The sequence below is a fragment of the Sodalinema sp. genome (assembly GCF_046483825.1).
GTDB lineage: Bacteria > Cyanobacteriota > Cyanobacteriia > Cyanobacteriales > Geitlerinemataceae > Sodalinema.
In genome coordinates this window covers 1-14,028 of record NZ_JAWOCL010000254.1, presented here as the reverse complement: position 1 = coordinate 14,028, position 14,028 = coordinate 1, and the positions used below count along the sequence as shown (strand labels likewise).

The 14,028-nt window shown below is 50.9% G+C and carries 13 protein-coding genes; 5 read left to right on the top strand and 8 right to left on the bottom strand.

What is annotated here, in order from left to right; translation table 11 throughout:
• Nucleotides 1–668 precede the first annotated feature (668 nt).
• Nucleotides 669–956: a hypothetical protein gene (locus R6U67_RS16160; RefSeq protein ID WP_410253502.1), complete on the top strand. Its 288-nt coding sequence runs from the start codon at nt 669–671 to the stop codon at nt 954–956.
• Between the two features lie 17 nt (nt 957–973).
• On the opposite strand, the gene R6U67_RS16155 is transcribed toward R6U67_RS16160, so the two are convergent.
• The 6 genes from R6U67_RS16155 to R6U67_RS16130 form a co-directional block, all read right to left on the bottom strand.
• Entirely contained in the window at nt 974–2,410 is a 1,437-nt protein-coding gene (locus tag R6U67_RS16155; RefSeq protein ID WP_410253500.1) for an FAD-binding domain-containing protein, read from the bottom strand.
• A gap of 72 nt (nt 2,411–2,482) precedes the next feature.
• Nucleotides 2,483–3,028 carry an NUDIX hydrolase gene (locus R6U67_RS16150; RefSeq protein WP_410253499.1) on the bottom strand — a complete coding sequence of 182 codons (546 nt, stop codon included), beginning with the start codon at nt 3,026–3,028 and terminating at the stop codon, nt 2,483–2,485.
• Nucleotides 3,029–3,055: 27 nt separating this feature from the next.
• Nucleotides 3,056–3,532 (bottom strand): 2-amino-4-hydroxy-6-hydroxymethyldihydropteridine diphosphokinase, encoded by a 477-nt coding sequence (folK, locus tag R6U67_RS16145; protein ID WP_410253498.1) that lies wholly within the window; start codon nt 3,530–3,532, stop codon nt 3,056–3,058.
• On the bottom strand, nt 3,529–4,398 hold the full coding sequence (locus R6U67_RS16140) for a carbohydrate ABC transporter permease (protein WP_410253497.1): 870 nt from the start codon (nt 4,396–4,398) through the stop codon (nt 3,529–3,531). Before R6U67_RS16140 ends, folK begins: the two co-directional genes overlap by 4 nt.
• Before the next feature lie 58 nt (nt 4,399–4,456).
• Entirely contained in the window at nt 4,457–5,365 is a 909-nt protein-coding gene (locus tag R6U67_RS16135; protein WP_410253496.1) for a carbohydrate ABC transporter permease, read from the bottom strand.
• A gap of 52 nt (nt 5,366–5,417) precedes the next feature.
• On the bottom strand, nt 5,418–6,734 hold the full coding sequence (locus R6U67_RS16130; protein WP_410253501.1) for an ABC transporter substrate-binding protein: 1,317 nt from the start codon (nt 6,732–6,734) through the stop codon (nt 5,418–5,420).
• Between the two features lie 413 nt (nt 6,735–7,147).
• Between R6U67_RS16130 and R6U67_RS16125 the strand changes: the two genes are divergently transcribed.
• Nucleotides 7,148–7,822, top strand: a complete 675-nt coding sequence (locus R6U67_RS16125; RefSeq protein ID WP_410253495.1) for a class I SAM-dependent methyltransferase — start codon at nt 7,148–7,150, stop codon at nt 7,820–7,822.
• Nucleotides 7,823–7,826: 4 nt separating this feature from the next.
• Here the strand turns inward: R6U67_RS16125 and R6U67_RS16120 are convergent, their stop codons facing one another.
• The gene (locus R6U67_RS16120) at nt 7,827–8,438 is read right to left on the bottom strand and encodes a hypothetical protein (protein WP_410253494.1); all 612 of its coding nucleotides are present in this window, start codon (nt 8,436–8,438) and stop codon (nt 7,827–7,829) included.
• Between the two features lie 481 nt (nt 8,439–8,919).
• Here R6U67_RS16120 and R6U67_RS16115 point away from each other — a divergent pair, with 481 nt between their 5' ends.
• On the top strand, nt 8,920–10,164 hold the full coding sequence (locus tag R6U67_RS16115) for a sulfite exporter TauE/SafE family protein (protein ID WP_410253493.1): 1,245 nt from the start codon (nt 8,920–8,922) through the stop codon (nt 10,162–10,164).
• A gap of 173 nt (nt 10,165–10,337) precedes the next feature.
• Complete coding sequence (gene pyk / locus R6U67_RS16110) at nt 10,338–12,134, top strand: pyruvate kinase (RefSeq protein ID WP_410253492.1); 1,797 nt, start codon at nt 10,338–10,340, stop codon at nt 12,132–12,134.
• A 75-nt stretch (nt 12,135–12,209) separates the two neighbouring features.
• Here pyk and R6U67_RS16105 read toward each other — a convergent pair whose 3' ends face one another.
• Entirely contained in the window at nt 12,210–13,007 is a 798-nt protein-coding gene (locus tag R6U67_RS16105; protein ID WP_410253491.1) for a glycoside hydrolase family 104 protein, read from the bottom strand.
• Between the two features lie 389 nt (nt 13,008–13,396).
• On the opposite strand from R6U67_RS16105, the gene R6U67_RS16100 reads away from it, so the two are divergent.
• Nucleotides 13,397–13,795 carry a DUF4278 domain-containing protein gene (locus R6U67_RS16100; RefSeq protein ID WP_410253490.1) on the top strand — a complete coding sequence of 133 codons (399 nt, stop codon included), beginning with the start codon at nt 13,397–13,399 and terminating at the stop codon, nt 13,793–13,795.
• Nucleotides 13,796–14,028: the final 233 nt, after the last annotated feature.

The window sequence follows — 14,028 nt, the reverse complement described above, 5'->3', positions numbered from 1 at the left end:
GAAATAAAGTTCTAACGTACCAGCCAAATCGTAGCAATACTTAGTGAATTTGCGTTTGGGATATTTGATGATAATTGGAATTTAAAGGGTCTTCAGGATATAGGGTGGAATGGGTTGCATTCGATACAAAATTGTCGGGGAACCCACCCCTAACCCCTCCCAGGAGGAGATTTTTCGCCCCGACAGTAAGGGATATAATCCGCCATAATTTCCTCTGATCACCTTGAACCCAGAAGACCCAATTTAAAGGAACCTGTAACAGGTGATTTAAAGTTACTAGCATACTCTGCACTAAAAGAAACAGATCTATTTTCTGCAATCGTCAAATCGTATGAATTGTTAATAAAAATAGATGAAATTGATATAGAGATTGAGATTGTAAAATGACGACTTGAAATGGAATTGTGTAATTTTGTAATTTTAATGTCTATATCGAAGAGTGTATTATCCAGATTTTATGTGATGCTATCTGCTATTCAAAAAAGAATGATACATTTATTTTGATATTGCAAAAATAAATGGACTCAATCAGGAAAAAGTCCGACTGGAATTGAGAGATTTAATGAAATACCAAGAAAAAACTGATTTAGGACTGCTATAGTAAGCCCTGTCAATGCAAAAAGCTCTATAAAAATAAATTTGCCCTGAGTCTAATTCGTTAAAAGCTAATAAGCTTAATACGTGAACGTGAGTTCGGCTTAGCCCGAACTCACGTTAGTCAGCTTAAACGATTCGTCCCTACCCTGAAAGCCCAACTCCAGAAAAACCATCTGGCCTTGATTTTAGACCACTGTGACCCCTATCCGGAATTAGTCCAGTTCTGTCGACAAATCAGCGATCGCTTCCAAATCAGTTGGATTACCGATAGTCCTCTTGATCCTCCCCTGCAAGGTTTCCCCCCCCAACAGGCCAATTTGACCAATGCTATCCAAAGCTGGATTAATCGGATTGGTTAGGTTGTCTCAAACATCACTTAACCCTTCAAATCTTTATAAATCTGTTTAAACAGCCGTTGCTGTTCATTGTGATTGACGATCGCCTGAGGATAACCACACGCTTCACAATCTAACGGTGAAATGTCTCCCGTGACTAAATCTTTCGTCTCCAAACTGCGAATTTCGGGCAACCAGCGTCGAATATACTCAGCCTCAGAATCATATTTTTTGGCTTGGCTGGCCGGATTAAAAATGCGTAATGGCTTGGGGTCCATACCACTTGAAGCACTCCATTGCCAGCCGCCATTATTGGCCGACAGATCCCCATCAATGAGCTTTTGCATAAAATACTTCTCTCCCCATTGCCAGTTAATCATTAAATCTTTGGTCAAGAAACTGGCGACAATCATGCGACAGCGGTTGTGCATCCATCCCGTCTCATTGAGTTGTCGCATGGCAGCATCAACAATGGGGAAACCAGTTTTCCCCTGACACCAGGCCTCAAATTTACTTTCGTCATTTTCCCAGGGAAAGCGATCCCAGGGTTGGCGATAAGGACCCGCAGCCAGTTCAGGGAAAAAGTACATCACCGTTTGATAAAACTCGCGCCAGGCTAATTCCTGTTGCCAAGAAAAGATGTGATTTCGACTCTCATCGCTGCGCGTTGTTTCCATTACAGTTTCAGTTGCAGCCCAGACCTCCCGAATACCGATCGCACCAAATTTCAACGCCGGACTGAGGCGAGAGGTTCCGTCATTAAAGGGAAAGTTTCGCTGTTCGTCATAACTATAAATGCCTTGCTGACAAAATGCCTCGAGTTGTATTTTAGCGGCTTCTTCACCGGGTTCTAAAATAAACGGACCGTCCCAGGACACTCCTAAATCTGATAAAGTGGGTAAGGCGATCGCCCCCAAACCTTCCAAAGTCCGTTCCTCAGCTGCGGTTAACTCCTCTAATCGCTCTGGAGTAGCGACGGGTTGAGCTTTCGGCTGACGGCTCCAATTCTTCCAATAGGGAGTATAGACGGTATAGGGTTTACAGTTATTACTGGTTCCCGTTAAAACCTCTCCCGGTGAATGTAAGAGTTGATCCCAAAGGTCATAAACCTCAATCTTTTGCTCCGTTAATTGTTCTTTAATCCGGCGATCGCGCTCCCGTGCATAGGGTTCAACGTCTTGATTCCAATAAACGGCGCTTGCCCCGAGTTCTTGGGCAAACTTACCTATAATCATCTCCGGGGTTCCCTGAACAAATACTAAGCACCCGCCAATCTGACGATAGTGCTGCTCTAAGTTACGTAAACACCCTAATAAATAAGCAACACGAGCTGGCGCAATATCATCCCGCCCTAAAATATTGGGATCAAAACAAAACAGAGAAATGAGTTTTGCACTATGGTTCCGAGCTGCCGCTAATCCGACATTATCGCTAATCCGTAAATCTCGACGATGCCAAAATAAAACTAAGTCAGTCATAGTTTGTTATTAAAACCTGTGAAGAGTTAAGAGAGTTAGAACCATGATCGGGCGATCGCAAGCCGCCCAATTCTATAAAAATGGCTTGGCGAGGAGGAAACTAGACATCGATTTCGAGTCCACCGGTTCACCCGCTAAAATCGCGTCTTCCAACGCCTCGGGACGCATTAAAATTACTTCAATATCCTCGTCCTCATCCTGAGCCGGAGGACGCTCTAATATCTCAAGTCCTTGAGCCAGATAAGCATAAATAATCTCATCAGAATATCCCGGCGCGAGGATAAATTCTCCCAACTTGCGCCATTGATTAGCTCGATAGCCGGTTTCTTCCTCAATCTCGCGCCGAATCGTCTCAGCGGGATCTTCATTCACTTCGACGGTTCCGGCGGGAAACTCCAAAATACGAGCTTGCACCGCAAACCGGTATTGCTTCACTAACACCAGTTCCCCCTCTGGCGTCACCGGAACCGCCAAGGCTCCCCCCGGATGACGAATACATTCCCAGTCCCCTTCAGCCCCATTGGGAAGGCGCAACCGGTTAACTTCAAAGTCAAACTTACGACCCCCAAAGAAGAGGCGTTTTTTCAGTATTTCGGGGGATTCTTGACCAAAAGACATAGGAGATGACCGTGAGATAAACGCAACTTAAGAGATTCGAGTCACATCAGAACAGTTTAACGCCTCTTGTAACTCCTTGATAGAATAACCCGATACGGGATCGGGCCAATCCGGGGCAATTTCGGCCAGGGGAACCAAGACGAAGGGACGCTCCCTCAGACGGGGATGGGGAACCTGTAACTGAGGAGAATCGAGGATGCGATCGCCATAGAGGAGTAGGTCTAAATCCAACGTCCTCGCCCCCCAGCGCTCTCGTCGCACCCGTCCAAATTGATTTTCTATGTCGAAAAGCCTCTGGAGCAGTTCCAGAGGCTCTAAGGCGGTTTTACCGATGACACAACCATTGAGATAGTCCGGTTGCGGGGGGCCAACGGCACGGGTGCGATACCAATGAGACGGCTGTAACTCCCACAGGGGCGATCGCAACTGTTCAATCGCCCCCTCTAAAATACCTCGGGAGTCACCTAAATTACTCCCCAAGGCGATCGCCACCGATTCGCTCACCCTTTAACGGCTCCTGATGTTAACCCTTGGACGATTTTACGTTGGAAGAACAACACTAACAAGACCAACGGTGCGGTTCCTAAGACGGTGGCCGCTGCGGTGGTTCCATAAGGGACTTCAAAAATCGAAGCGCCTCCCAATTGGGCCGCTGCCACTGGAATCGTTTTCATAACATCTCGGGTGATAAACGTCAAGGCAAAAATAAACTCATTCCAGGCAAAAATAAACGCCAAAATCCCCGTTGTCACCATCGCCGGAAGCGTCATCGGTAAGACAATTTTCAAAAGCATTCCCACAGTTCCATAACCATCGACTTTTGCCGAGTCTTCTAAGTCCTTGGGAAGCTGTTGAAAGAAACTCCGCATCACCAAAATCGTCAGCGGTAAGTTGATCGCGGTGTAAGGAACAATCAACGCCAAATAGTTATTCCCCAAACCAAAAAACTGCACCAGTTCGAGTAAACCCAGAAAAAGCAGAATGTAGGGAAACAGGGTAATAATTAGCACCAACGAGAGAATAATACGCTCTCCGGGGATTTTTAAGCGAGTGAGGGCGTAGGCAGCCGGGGCGCCAAATCCGAGACAGAGTAAAGTTGAAACAAAGGCAACAAAGGCACTGTTCAAGATATAGCGATGAAAGGGACGACGTGCAAACAAATCACTATAATGACTCCCCGTGAGCTGATCGGGACTCGGTAAATAGACATTGGGAATGGACACGATCGCCTCGTTAGTTTTAATCGAGGTCAAGAACTGCCAAATCATTGGACCGAGGCTAAAGGCGAGAACGAGCAACACTGAAATCGGTAAGATCAGCGTACTCCATTCAAATCCTTGGGATTGAGGTTGAGATTCTGTGGTTGTCATGGTCAAAAAAGAAGGGAACAGGGAATAGGGAACACCGGAACAGGGGAAGAGCCCAACCTTAAATTTCGGCTCCGGCTGACTTGCGGACTCGTTCAAGGGCATAGAAGGCGATCGCCACCACGACAATTAAAATCAGAAAGGTAATGACCACTAACGCCGCACCATAGCCAAAATCTAAATAGCGGCGGACATTCGCATAGATATACAACGCCACCATTTCCGTTGCACCACCCGGTCCCCCTTCAGTCATGACTTGAATTAAGTCAAAAATCCCGAAAGATTGGGCAAAACGAAACAGAGCCGCAATCAAAATTTGTGGCATCACCAGCGGGAGCGTAATTTGTCGGAAACTCTGCCAGGGGCTGGCTCCTTCAATGGCGTGAGCCTCATAGAGATCTTCAGGAATCGACTGTAACCCCGCCAACAGCAGAATACTGACAAAAGACGTGGTTTTCCAGACATCGGCTGTAATCACCGATACCATCGCTAGCGTGGGATCTCCGAGCCAGTTAACGCCGCTGTCAATGAATCCTAAACGCATCAAGATATCATTGACGACCCCATATTGATCATTAAAAATCCAAGTCCAGGCCAGGGCCATAATCGCCGTCGGTAAGGCCCAGGGAATAATAGCGATAGTCCGCACCAGGCCTCGTCCTCGGAAGCTGCGGTTAAGCACCAAGGCGATCGCCATCCCCAAGACTAACTCAAGGGCTAAGGCCACAACCGTAAATACCGTCGTGTTCCAGATGCTATTCCAAAACGCGCCATCGCCCCAAATACGAACATAATTGCTGAACCCAGCCGGAACGGCTTCGAGTTCTGTCCCTAAGTTCTGGGTAAACAAACTCAGCCAAAAGGCCCGTCCGATGGGGTAGGCATAGACGAGAAATAGAACCAGTAGAGCCGGTAACACCAGCACCCATCCGGTGAGTTGCTGGCGAGTACGCATATTACTTTTTGCCATAGATTTAAGGGAGTAAAGAACAAGAAACGGGTTGAAAGCCGGTTAATCCCGGTTAGACCCGGCCCAAGAGACGGCGAGTTTCGTCAGCAGCCTGTTCCATGGCTTCTTGGGGACTCAGACGACCCGTGAGGGCGGAACTGAGGTTCCGTTGCAGAATGTCTGAGGCTTGGGCATATTGAGCAATGGGGGGGCGCAAGACGGATTGTTCTTGCACCTCTAACAAGTCGGGATAGTGGCTATATTTGGCGACAATCTCGGGATCATTAAACAGCGATCGCCGACTCGGGACATAGGCGGTGTCGAGAATAAACTGCTTCTGCACCGATTCACTGGTCATAAATTCGATCACCCGCCAGGCTTCTTCTTTGTGGGGACTATCTTTGACGAGAGCCAATCCCCAACCGCCTTGACAAGCACCGGCACTGAATCCCGCCTCGTGAACCATCGGTTTAATGGCAATCTTGCCCTGAACGGCGGAGTCGTCTTCGTTCGCGAGGGGCCAAACATAAGGCCAATTGCGCATAAACACCGTTCGACCATTCTGGAAGAAGCGTCGGGCCTCTTCTTCTTGGTAGGTGGTGACACCCGTCGGAGAAATTCCCTTGTCAATGGTGCCCGTGAGAAACTCCACGGCCGCGATCGCCTCAGGCTCATCTAACCCCACCTCTTCAGTTTCGGGATTCACCCAGAAGCCGCCATGGCCTTCGAGGACTTCGACAAATACAGCCGCTAAGCCTTCGTATTGTCGTCCCTGCCAGACATAGCCCCATTCCACGTCACCCTGTTCTTGCAGGGTTTGGGAGATCTCGATTAACTCTTGGGTGGTTTCTGGGGGGTCAAACCCGTTCTCTTCGAGTAAGTCTTTGCGATAGTAAAGCATTCCCGCATCTGAGCGGAACGGCATCCGATAGAGTTCGCCGTTATAGCGTCCTCCCTCAATATCGCCTTCTAGGAAGGCGCTGAGGTCTTCGTCGCTGACGCGATCATCGAGGGGTTCGAGCCAACCGGCGGCGGCAAATTTGGGAGTCCAGACGATGTCCATATAGACGAGGTCGTAGATGGAGTCACCGAGCAAGAAAGCCGAGGTATAGAGGTCTTCGACGAGGTTGGTGGCGTTGGGACCCTCGACAATTTCTAGGTCAATGTCGGGATTTTCCGCTTCAAAGCGTTCGACGATGGGTTCCCATTGCGCTCGTTCGAGAGCCTGCATGAGAATGCTCACTTGAACCGGTTGTTGACTCAGGACAAATGAGTGAATCCCAAACACGAGAACGGCAGTGATCGCGGCGATCGCCCCGTAAAAGATGCGTTGATGCCAGAGGTGATGCCACGGGTTGGTCCAAAAACGCCAAATTGATTTTAAGATCATCATAGGGATTTGATTGAAGAACAGCCGTTGGGGAATCCGCTTCAGCACTCTTGATGTCGAACCAGAGGCTGTCCTTCGTGCTGACTAGGGTCGAATGACATGACGAGGGATGAACGTTCAGGAAGGGGGACTGAAGGCGGCTATCGTCCCTGGCTCTGACACTACCGATGGTGCGATCGCTTCCCCAAAATTTCAAGGTGTTAGGCTAAGTTTTATCGTTAAGTTTTTTTAAGTTGCTCGGCCGGGGTCTCATGGGGTTGTCTAATTTAGGGGCCTTGAATCCAACGGATCCATCAACCGGATCCATTGACAAAAATACGCGGGATGATGAACATCTCAGCCCCAATTCGACCCGTTTCAAGAAAATGTTTTAAACTAGAACAAATACTAACGATTGAGTTAAATACCCCTCTATGCAACTCTCCCCTCTCTCTCAAGTGGGTCAACGGTTATTCGCTTGGCAAATGTCGAAAATGACCGACGCTGATGAACGAACGATTGAATTAAAGCATCATCCGAGCTGTGCGAACTTAGCCCAACTTCGACAAACATTAGTGGGACAACTGCAAGGACGAGTCGTTGAAATTGGGGCGGGAGCTGGGGCTAATTTTCGCTACTATCCCCAGGATATTGAATGGATTGGTGTTGAACCTAATCCTTTCATGCAGCAATATTTGGAGCAAGAAGCCGAAGAACAGGGACTTCAGGTTGAACGCATCGAAACCTGTGGTGCCGAATCGATAGCGGTGGCGGATCACTCGGTGGATGCGGTGGTGAGTACCCATGTGTTGTGTTCCGTTAGCGATCCCGATCGCGTGTTCGAGGAAATCCAGCGTATTCTCAAACCCCAAGGACAGTTTGTTTTTCTCGAACATGTCGCCGCTGACGCGAATACCTGGACGCATCGACTCCAAAATGGCTTAAATCCAGTTTGGAAACGGGTGTTTGATGGCTGTCATCTCAATCGCACGACTGGGGAGGCGATCGCCCAAGCTGGGTTCACAGACATTCAACTCCAAGAGTTTGAATTGAATGTTCCTATCGTTAGCCCCCATGTCGCTGGAGTGGCTCATACGCCGGCCAGTTAAGGGGTTACTGCGATCGCAACCGTTTCCAGGCCCATCCTCCCAAGACGACAACTCCAGCCACGGCGATCGCTCCCCAGACTCCTAGAAAGACTAACCCCGTTGTCTCGTCAACGCCCTCCCCCGAAGCGACGGCTTGCGTTTCAGAGGTTGCAGTTTCTCGGGTTTCCGTCTCAGAAGTAACCTCCGCTGTCGCTCTCCCTGGACGCACTGTAACGTTATAACTAAGACTAAATGGCTCAAAATTAGCGGAATTTTGCGGAGACCCCGTTAAAACTAAGTCATAAACCCCCGCTTCAGGAAATATCACCTCAGCCCCCGGAATATCCTCATACCCTTCTGCGGAAATCGCCGTTAGGGTTGGGGTGGCGATCGCCTGACTGCGATCGCCCCCTCGGAAGACTTCAAGTTGACAATCACACTCATCTAAGGACACACTCTCACCTCCCGATTGGGTCAAGGCGAACCAAGTTTGCGCCGGTTCACCGGAGCGAGGATTATGATTCGGTTCGAGGTGAAAAGTTGCCCCAACATTTCCATCAGTTTTAATTAAATGAGCGACTTCTAACTGACAGTTTTCTCCTGAATTTTGGCAGATGTCCCAAGATGCAATCATCATCAATTTTCCTAAATTACAACAAATTTTTTGCGGGTCTTTAAGTTTCAGGGCGATCTGGAAAATTTAGCGCCGATTAAACCGATAACCGTAGGGGCAAAAATCCCCTCCAGGGAGAGGCTAGGGGTGGCTTCCCCTCCTGGGTTGCCCGATAACTCTATCTCCGATGTACCTGGGGAGGCAGAGCCTCCTCGGGGCATGACTTGGCTAGAGCCAAGTCACGAGGGACAAACGAGGGAATAGAAAAATACAAGACTTCTGCCAAATAAATAAATTAAATTAGGCAAAAAAAGCCTAATTTCAATTATTTAAACAGAAAGACAACCATCAAAAAATGTGCTGAAATTCAGCTTTAAATTCTAACAATTGACGATGCAGAGACCCCAAAAACGAGTAAACTTAGATCAACCTAAACCGTCCTAAATCCAGGTCATTATTGCAAATTTCTCCTTAAAAGCCAAAAGACACGCCGTCATACTTGTTCATGCCCTATCCCGACCTTGCCCAACTTCTGGAACTCCTCCCTCTGACCCTGCTTGGCTTCTTAGGTAGCTTTGGCCATTGCGTCGGGATGTGTGGTCCTTTGACCGTGGCCTTTTCCCTAGGACAAGGGAAAACCGCAGCACCCTGGCGTTTCCATCTCTGGCTCAACCTAGGACGAATCCTCAGTTATGCCAGCGTGGGACTATTGCTGGGGGCCGTCAGTTCAACCCTGGTGGCTGGCGGACAACTGGCCGGCGTTGGGAGTGGAATGCGTCAGGCGATCGCCATCGTCACGGGCCTACTCTTAATCTTCCTCGGATTACGACAAATCAACCCCGAGAGTTTACCTCGTCTTCCCCTGCTGCATCCCCTCCAGGGCAATATCCACGATCGCCTCAGTCGCTGGATGAATCATCTCTCCTTCCAAAATCATGGAGGCGTACCGCTACTACTGGGGATGTGTTGGGGACTGATTCCCTGTGGCTTTCTCTACACCGCGCAACTCAAAGCCGCCGAAACCGGAGATCCCCTTATCGGGGGGTTGGCCATGCTGGCCTTTGGCTTGGGAACCACACCGATGATGATCGGGGTGGGACTATCCGCCGCTCGACTCAGTGCTAACCGTCGTAGTCAACTGTTCCGCCTGGGGGGTTGGGTTACTCTCAGCATCGGCATTCTCACCCTACTCCGAACCGATGCCATGGTGGATCTAACGGGCCATAGTGCCTTACTCTTGCTGATGTTAGCCCTGGCTGCTCGTCCCCTGAGTGGCATCTGGGACGGTCCCCTACGCTATCGTCGTCTGATTGGCGTGGCGGCTTTCGTCCTCAGCTTGGCTCATTTAGGGCATATGCTCGACCATAGCCTAGACTGGAACCTAACCGCGATCGCCTTTATGATCCCTCAGCACCGTTGGGGACTTTGGGCTGGTATCGTGGCCCTGCTGCTGATGACCCCCGCCGCCCTCACCAGCACCAATCGACTGCAAACCGCCCTCGGCCGCCATTGGCGACGAATTCACTTGCTGAGCGTCCCCGCCTTGGGGTTAGCCGTGCTTCATACCCTGGCCCTAGGGTCTCACTACTTCGGGGAACTGTCTCGGAGTTGGGAAAATGGGGCGCGATCGCTGCTGCTACTCCTGTTGACCCTAACCGTGTTGGGCTTGCGTTGGCGAATTTCTCCTAAATCCATCTCCCAGTCTCCTCCATCCCAGTCTGCCCCATCGCTCGGTGATCCCAAGTCCTAAGCCGATGGCGGCCTCTGAATCTGGCGATCGATTCGCACCAAGATCGTGAGAGACTATGCTGATTAGCCCCTGACAGGCTATCATTGACAGTCCATTTACCCATCAATATGACTTGGCGATCGACCCGCCAACGACCGAGTCATCAGCACTACATTTGTTGAGAGTGAGAGTTCATGCAACCACGTCCCCCCCTGCGCCGCACCAAAATTGTCGCCACAATTGGACCCGCCACCAGTAAACCCGAAGTGCTGCGGGAGTTGATTTTGGCGGGGGCGACCACCCTACGGCTCAACTTTTCCCACGGAACCCATGACGACCATCAACGTAGCATCCGCCTGATTCGTCAAACCTCCTTTGAACTGAATCAGCCGGTGGGGATTCTGCAAGACTTACAAGGACCTAAGATTCGCTTGGGGCGTTTCGAGAAAGACTCGATTGTCCTCAAAGACGGTGATCCCTTCATCCTCACCAGTCACATCATGGAGGGCAATCAAACCATGTCCTCGATTACCTACGAACCCCTGGCCCGAGAGGTTCCCGAAGGCGCAACGATTCTCCTCGATGATGGACGAGTGGAAATGCGCGTCGAGAAAGTCGATCCCGCTGCTGGGGAACTCTATTGTCGAACGGTGGTCGGTGGGAAGTTATCGAATAACAAAGGGGTGAATTTCCCCGGCGTCTGTCTCTCGGTAAAAGCCCTCACCGACAAAGATCGCAAAGATTTGATGTTTGGCTTAGATCGCGGCGTGGATTGGGTGGCCCTGAGTTTTGTCCGCAATCCTCAAGATGTCCTGGAAATTAAGGAGTTAATCGCTAGCGCTGGGAAGTCGGTTCCTGTGATCGTCAAAATTGAAAAACATGAGGCGATCGAACAGATGCAGGAAATTCTCTCTCTCAGTGATGGGGTGATGGTGGCCCGGGGAGACTTGGGGGTTGAACTTCCGGCTGAGGAGGTCCCGATTTTGCAAAAACGCCTGATTGTTACGGCCAATCGCCTGGGGATTCCTGTGATTACGGCGACTCAGATGCTCGATAGTATGGTCTATAGTCCCCGGCCGACTCGGGCGGAAATTTCCGATGTGGCCAATGCGATTCTCGATGGAACCGATGCGGTGATGTTGTCTAATGAGACGGCGGTGGGTGAGTTTCCGGTGAAGGCTGTGGCCATGATGGCTCAGATTGCGACGCGCATTGAAGCCGATCGCATTGTTCAGAATGTGACGGGGGTTGATGATACGGGGCGATCGATTCCCAATGCGATTAGTCAAGCGGTGGGCCAAATTGCGGCTCAACTTGAAGCCTCAGCGGTGATGACGTTGACGAAAAGTGGCTCAACGGCTCGCAATGTTTCCAAGTTCCGGCCCCAAGCGCCCATTTTGGCGGTGACGCCTCATGTGAATGTGGCGCGTCAGTTACAACTGGTTTGGGGGGTGAAAACGCTCTTAATTCTCAGTTTACCTTCGACCTCGCAAACCTTTGATGCGGCCATTAGTGTGGCTTTAGAGAATCATTTGGTGGATGAGGGGGATCTGGTGGTCATGACGGCGGGAACCCTTCAGGGGGTTTCGGGATCGACGGATTTGGTCAAAGTCGGTGTGGTGACGTCGGTGTTAGGTCATGGAACTGGGGTCGGTACGTCGTCGGCGGTGGTCAGTGGCCCCGCGCGGGTGGCGCCGACGGCGTCGATGGTGGGAAACTTTAATCCTGGGGAGATTTTGGTGACGACTTACACGGATGCGAGTTTTATTGAGATGATTAAGCAGGCGTCTGGGGTGGTGACGGAGGAGGAGAGTTTAACCAGTCACGCGGCGATTATTTGTTCTCAGTTAGGGAAACCGGCAATTTTGGGGGTGAAGAACGCGACGAAGTTAATTCGTGAAGGGGCGATCGTGACGTTGGATATTCAGCGCGGTGTGGTCTATTCGGGCGCGCCGAGTACGGTGCAGAAGGAAGATCTGTTGAACCATTAAGTCTCGCTTCACTGCGACGGGTTGGGCAACGCATCGCATATACCACAAATCTATGATTTTGTCAAGTTTTTGGGGTTATCGGCTTGGTCGGTCTTGAGCGTCTTGATAGTAGTTAAGCCGTTGTTGATAGATGGTTCTGAGTTCTTCTCGACTGCTTTGGGGTTGTCCGTAGCCTGAGTCGGGGAGGCTGGCCCATTCTCGTCGGATGGCGGCGATCGCTCCGTCAAAGTCACCGCGTTCGATTTTGCTGAGTCCCCCTCGCCAACGAATTAACTCGACAGCCGCTAAGTCTTGGGATTTGGGGGAAAAGTCATCGAGTTGCAGGCGTTTGGCGACGCTGTCAAAGGTGCTGCTAATCATTTGATAGCGGCCGGCGGCGTCGGAACAGAGACGATAGCCGTGATGGGAGGCGCAGCGAACGCGACGGGGGTGATCTCGGTAGCTACGAAAGGTATCGAAGGTAAAGAGGGTGCGATACCCTAGGTCGTCGTGGGTTCCTTCGGCGAAGGCGATGGTGTCGAGGAGGGCGCGCACTTCGGGAGGGCGATCGCGGAGGTTGTTCTCGATGAAGGGGTTATCTCGATGACGGGTTCGCTGGGGTTCTGAGGTGAGGTACTCGGAGAGGCGATCGCGACTGGGGGGGGTGTCAAGGCTTGGGTTGCGTCTGAGAAATTGCACCGGAAGGGCGATCGCCACCGCAAACAGTCCCACGGCCAGAGGAATTAACAGCAGCCGGACGCGCTGTTTTTGCTGTCGCCGCAGTTGACGCAGGGTCTTTAGGCGCGGCGACACAGGGCGACGGGGCCAGGGTGAGCGGGGATCTCGCAGGTTCGCTTGGGAGGGTCGAGGCTGAGATTGGGAATCGCGCATCATGAGCGCTGTTTAGGTCGCAAGGTGGCAATTGATGGCAGTTGACCGTTGACAGTTGACAGCGACAAAACCCTCGTCTGATCAGGAGTTGGGCTGTTGTGGGTGTCTTATTTCGCCTGGCTACTGCTAGACAAGGGTCTTTCTAGCATACCCTGAACCGTGATCCCCGAGGATGATCCCCTGGGGCGATCGCTCCAGACTGGCTCTCGACCGGTCGGGGCTGGCTCCAGTTATATCTGGGTTCTTTGACATCTTTTTTGGAAAAGTGTTAAAATAGATACAGAATATAAGCTCAATTCAAGATCTGGCTTAGTCCAGATTTCGGCAGCGGAATCTCGACCGCATCATTTTTTTTTCGTTGTTGTCACGGACATTTAGAAATTTAGGAATTTATGAAACTCTCTTATCGCGGTGTTCCTTACGAACACACCCCCCCATCCCTGGAAATGACTGAAAGCGAAATCCTCGCTACCTATCGGGGTCAGTCCTATCCTCTGCGCTATCCTCGGCACATGACGATGACGCAACCCGTCGCCGATCTCAGTTATCGCGGTGTCCCCTACCGCACCACGGCCAACGGTGGCGTGGAAACCGTGGAACGCCCCAGCCGCAAACGGTTGGCCCCAGTGATATCGATGAACAACTTGGAGTTTTCTCAACTGAATCAAGTTCACCAAGAAAACCTCTGTAAGCGTCTTTCGGCTCGGATGGCCAGTGCGCGCGATCGCGGCGACGACAAGCTCTTACAACTATTAGAGCAAGAAAGCCAGCAACTCGTTTGCAGCCGTTAGCCTCTTTCGCGAAAGCCCCGCACCCTAGCCTTTAGGCTGGGTGACGGGATGAAAGCGAGGTGGTTGCGAGTCCCTCTCGAAGTGATGCACAGCGACGGCGTGGCGACGGAGAGGGGAGACGAGCACCCGCCAATCTGGTAGAATTGGACAAGCATTGCAGGGTTGATTTTCCCCTGATACGGTGTGCTTTCGACCGACAACTGGAGTTGACCGACCCGTAGGCCAAGGCCGCA

Bases quoted from the DNA above. Each gene is read 5' to 3' on its own strand.
- R6U67_RS16135 (WP_410253496.1), bottom strand. From the start codon at position 5,365: ATGGCAAAAAGTAATATGCGTACTCGCCAGCAACTCACCGGATGGGTG.
- R6U67_RS16155 (WP_410253500.1), bottom strand. From the start codon at position 2,410: ATGACTGACTTAGTTTTATTTTGGCATCGTCGAGATTTACGGATTAGC.
- R6U67_RS16125 (WP_410253495.1), top strand. From the start codon at position 7,148: ATGCAACTCTCCCCTCTCTCTCAAGTGGGTCAACGGTTATTCGCTTGG.
- R6U67_RS16150 (WP_410253499.1), bottom strand. From the start codon at position 3,028: ATGTCTTTTGGTCAAGAATCCCCCGAAATACTGAAAAAACGCCTCTTC.
- R6U67_RS16130 (WP_410253501.1), bottom strand. From the start codon at position 6,734: ATGATCTTAAAATCAATTTGGCGTTTTTGGACCAACCCGTGGCATCAC.
- R6U67_RS16120 (WP_410253494.1), bottom strand. From the start codon at position 8,438: ATGATGATTGCATCTTGGGACATCTGCCAAAATTCAGGAGAAAACTGT.
- R6U67_RS16105 (WP_410253491.1), bottom strand. From the start codon at position 13,007: ATGATGCGCGATTCCCAATCTCAGCCTCGACCCTCCCAAGCGAACCTG.
- R6U67_RS16115 (WP_410253493.1), top strand. From the start codon at position 8,920: ATGCCCTATCCCGACCTTGCCCAACTTCTGGAACTCCTCCCTCTGACC.
- pyk (WP_410253492.1), top strand. From the start codon at position 10,338: ATGCAACCACGTCCCCCCCTGCGCCGCACCAAAATTGTCGCCACAATT.
- R6U67_RS16100 (WP_410253490.1), top strand. From the start codon at position 13,397: ATGAAACTCTCTTATCGCGGTGTTCCTTACGAACACACCCCCCCATCC.
- R6U67_RS16140 (WP_410253497.1), bottom strand. From the start codon at position 4,398: ATGACAACCACAGAATCTCAACCTCAATCCCAAGGATTTGAATGGAGT.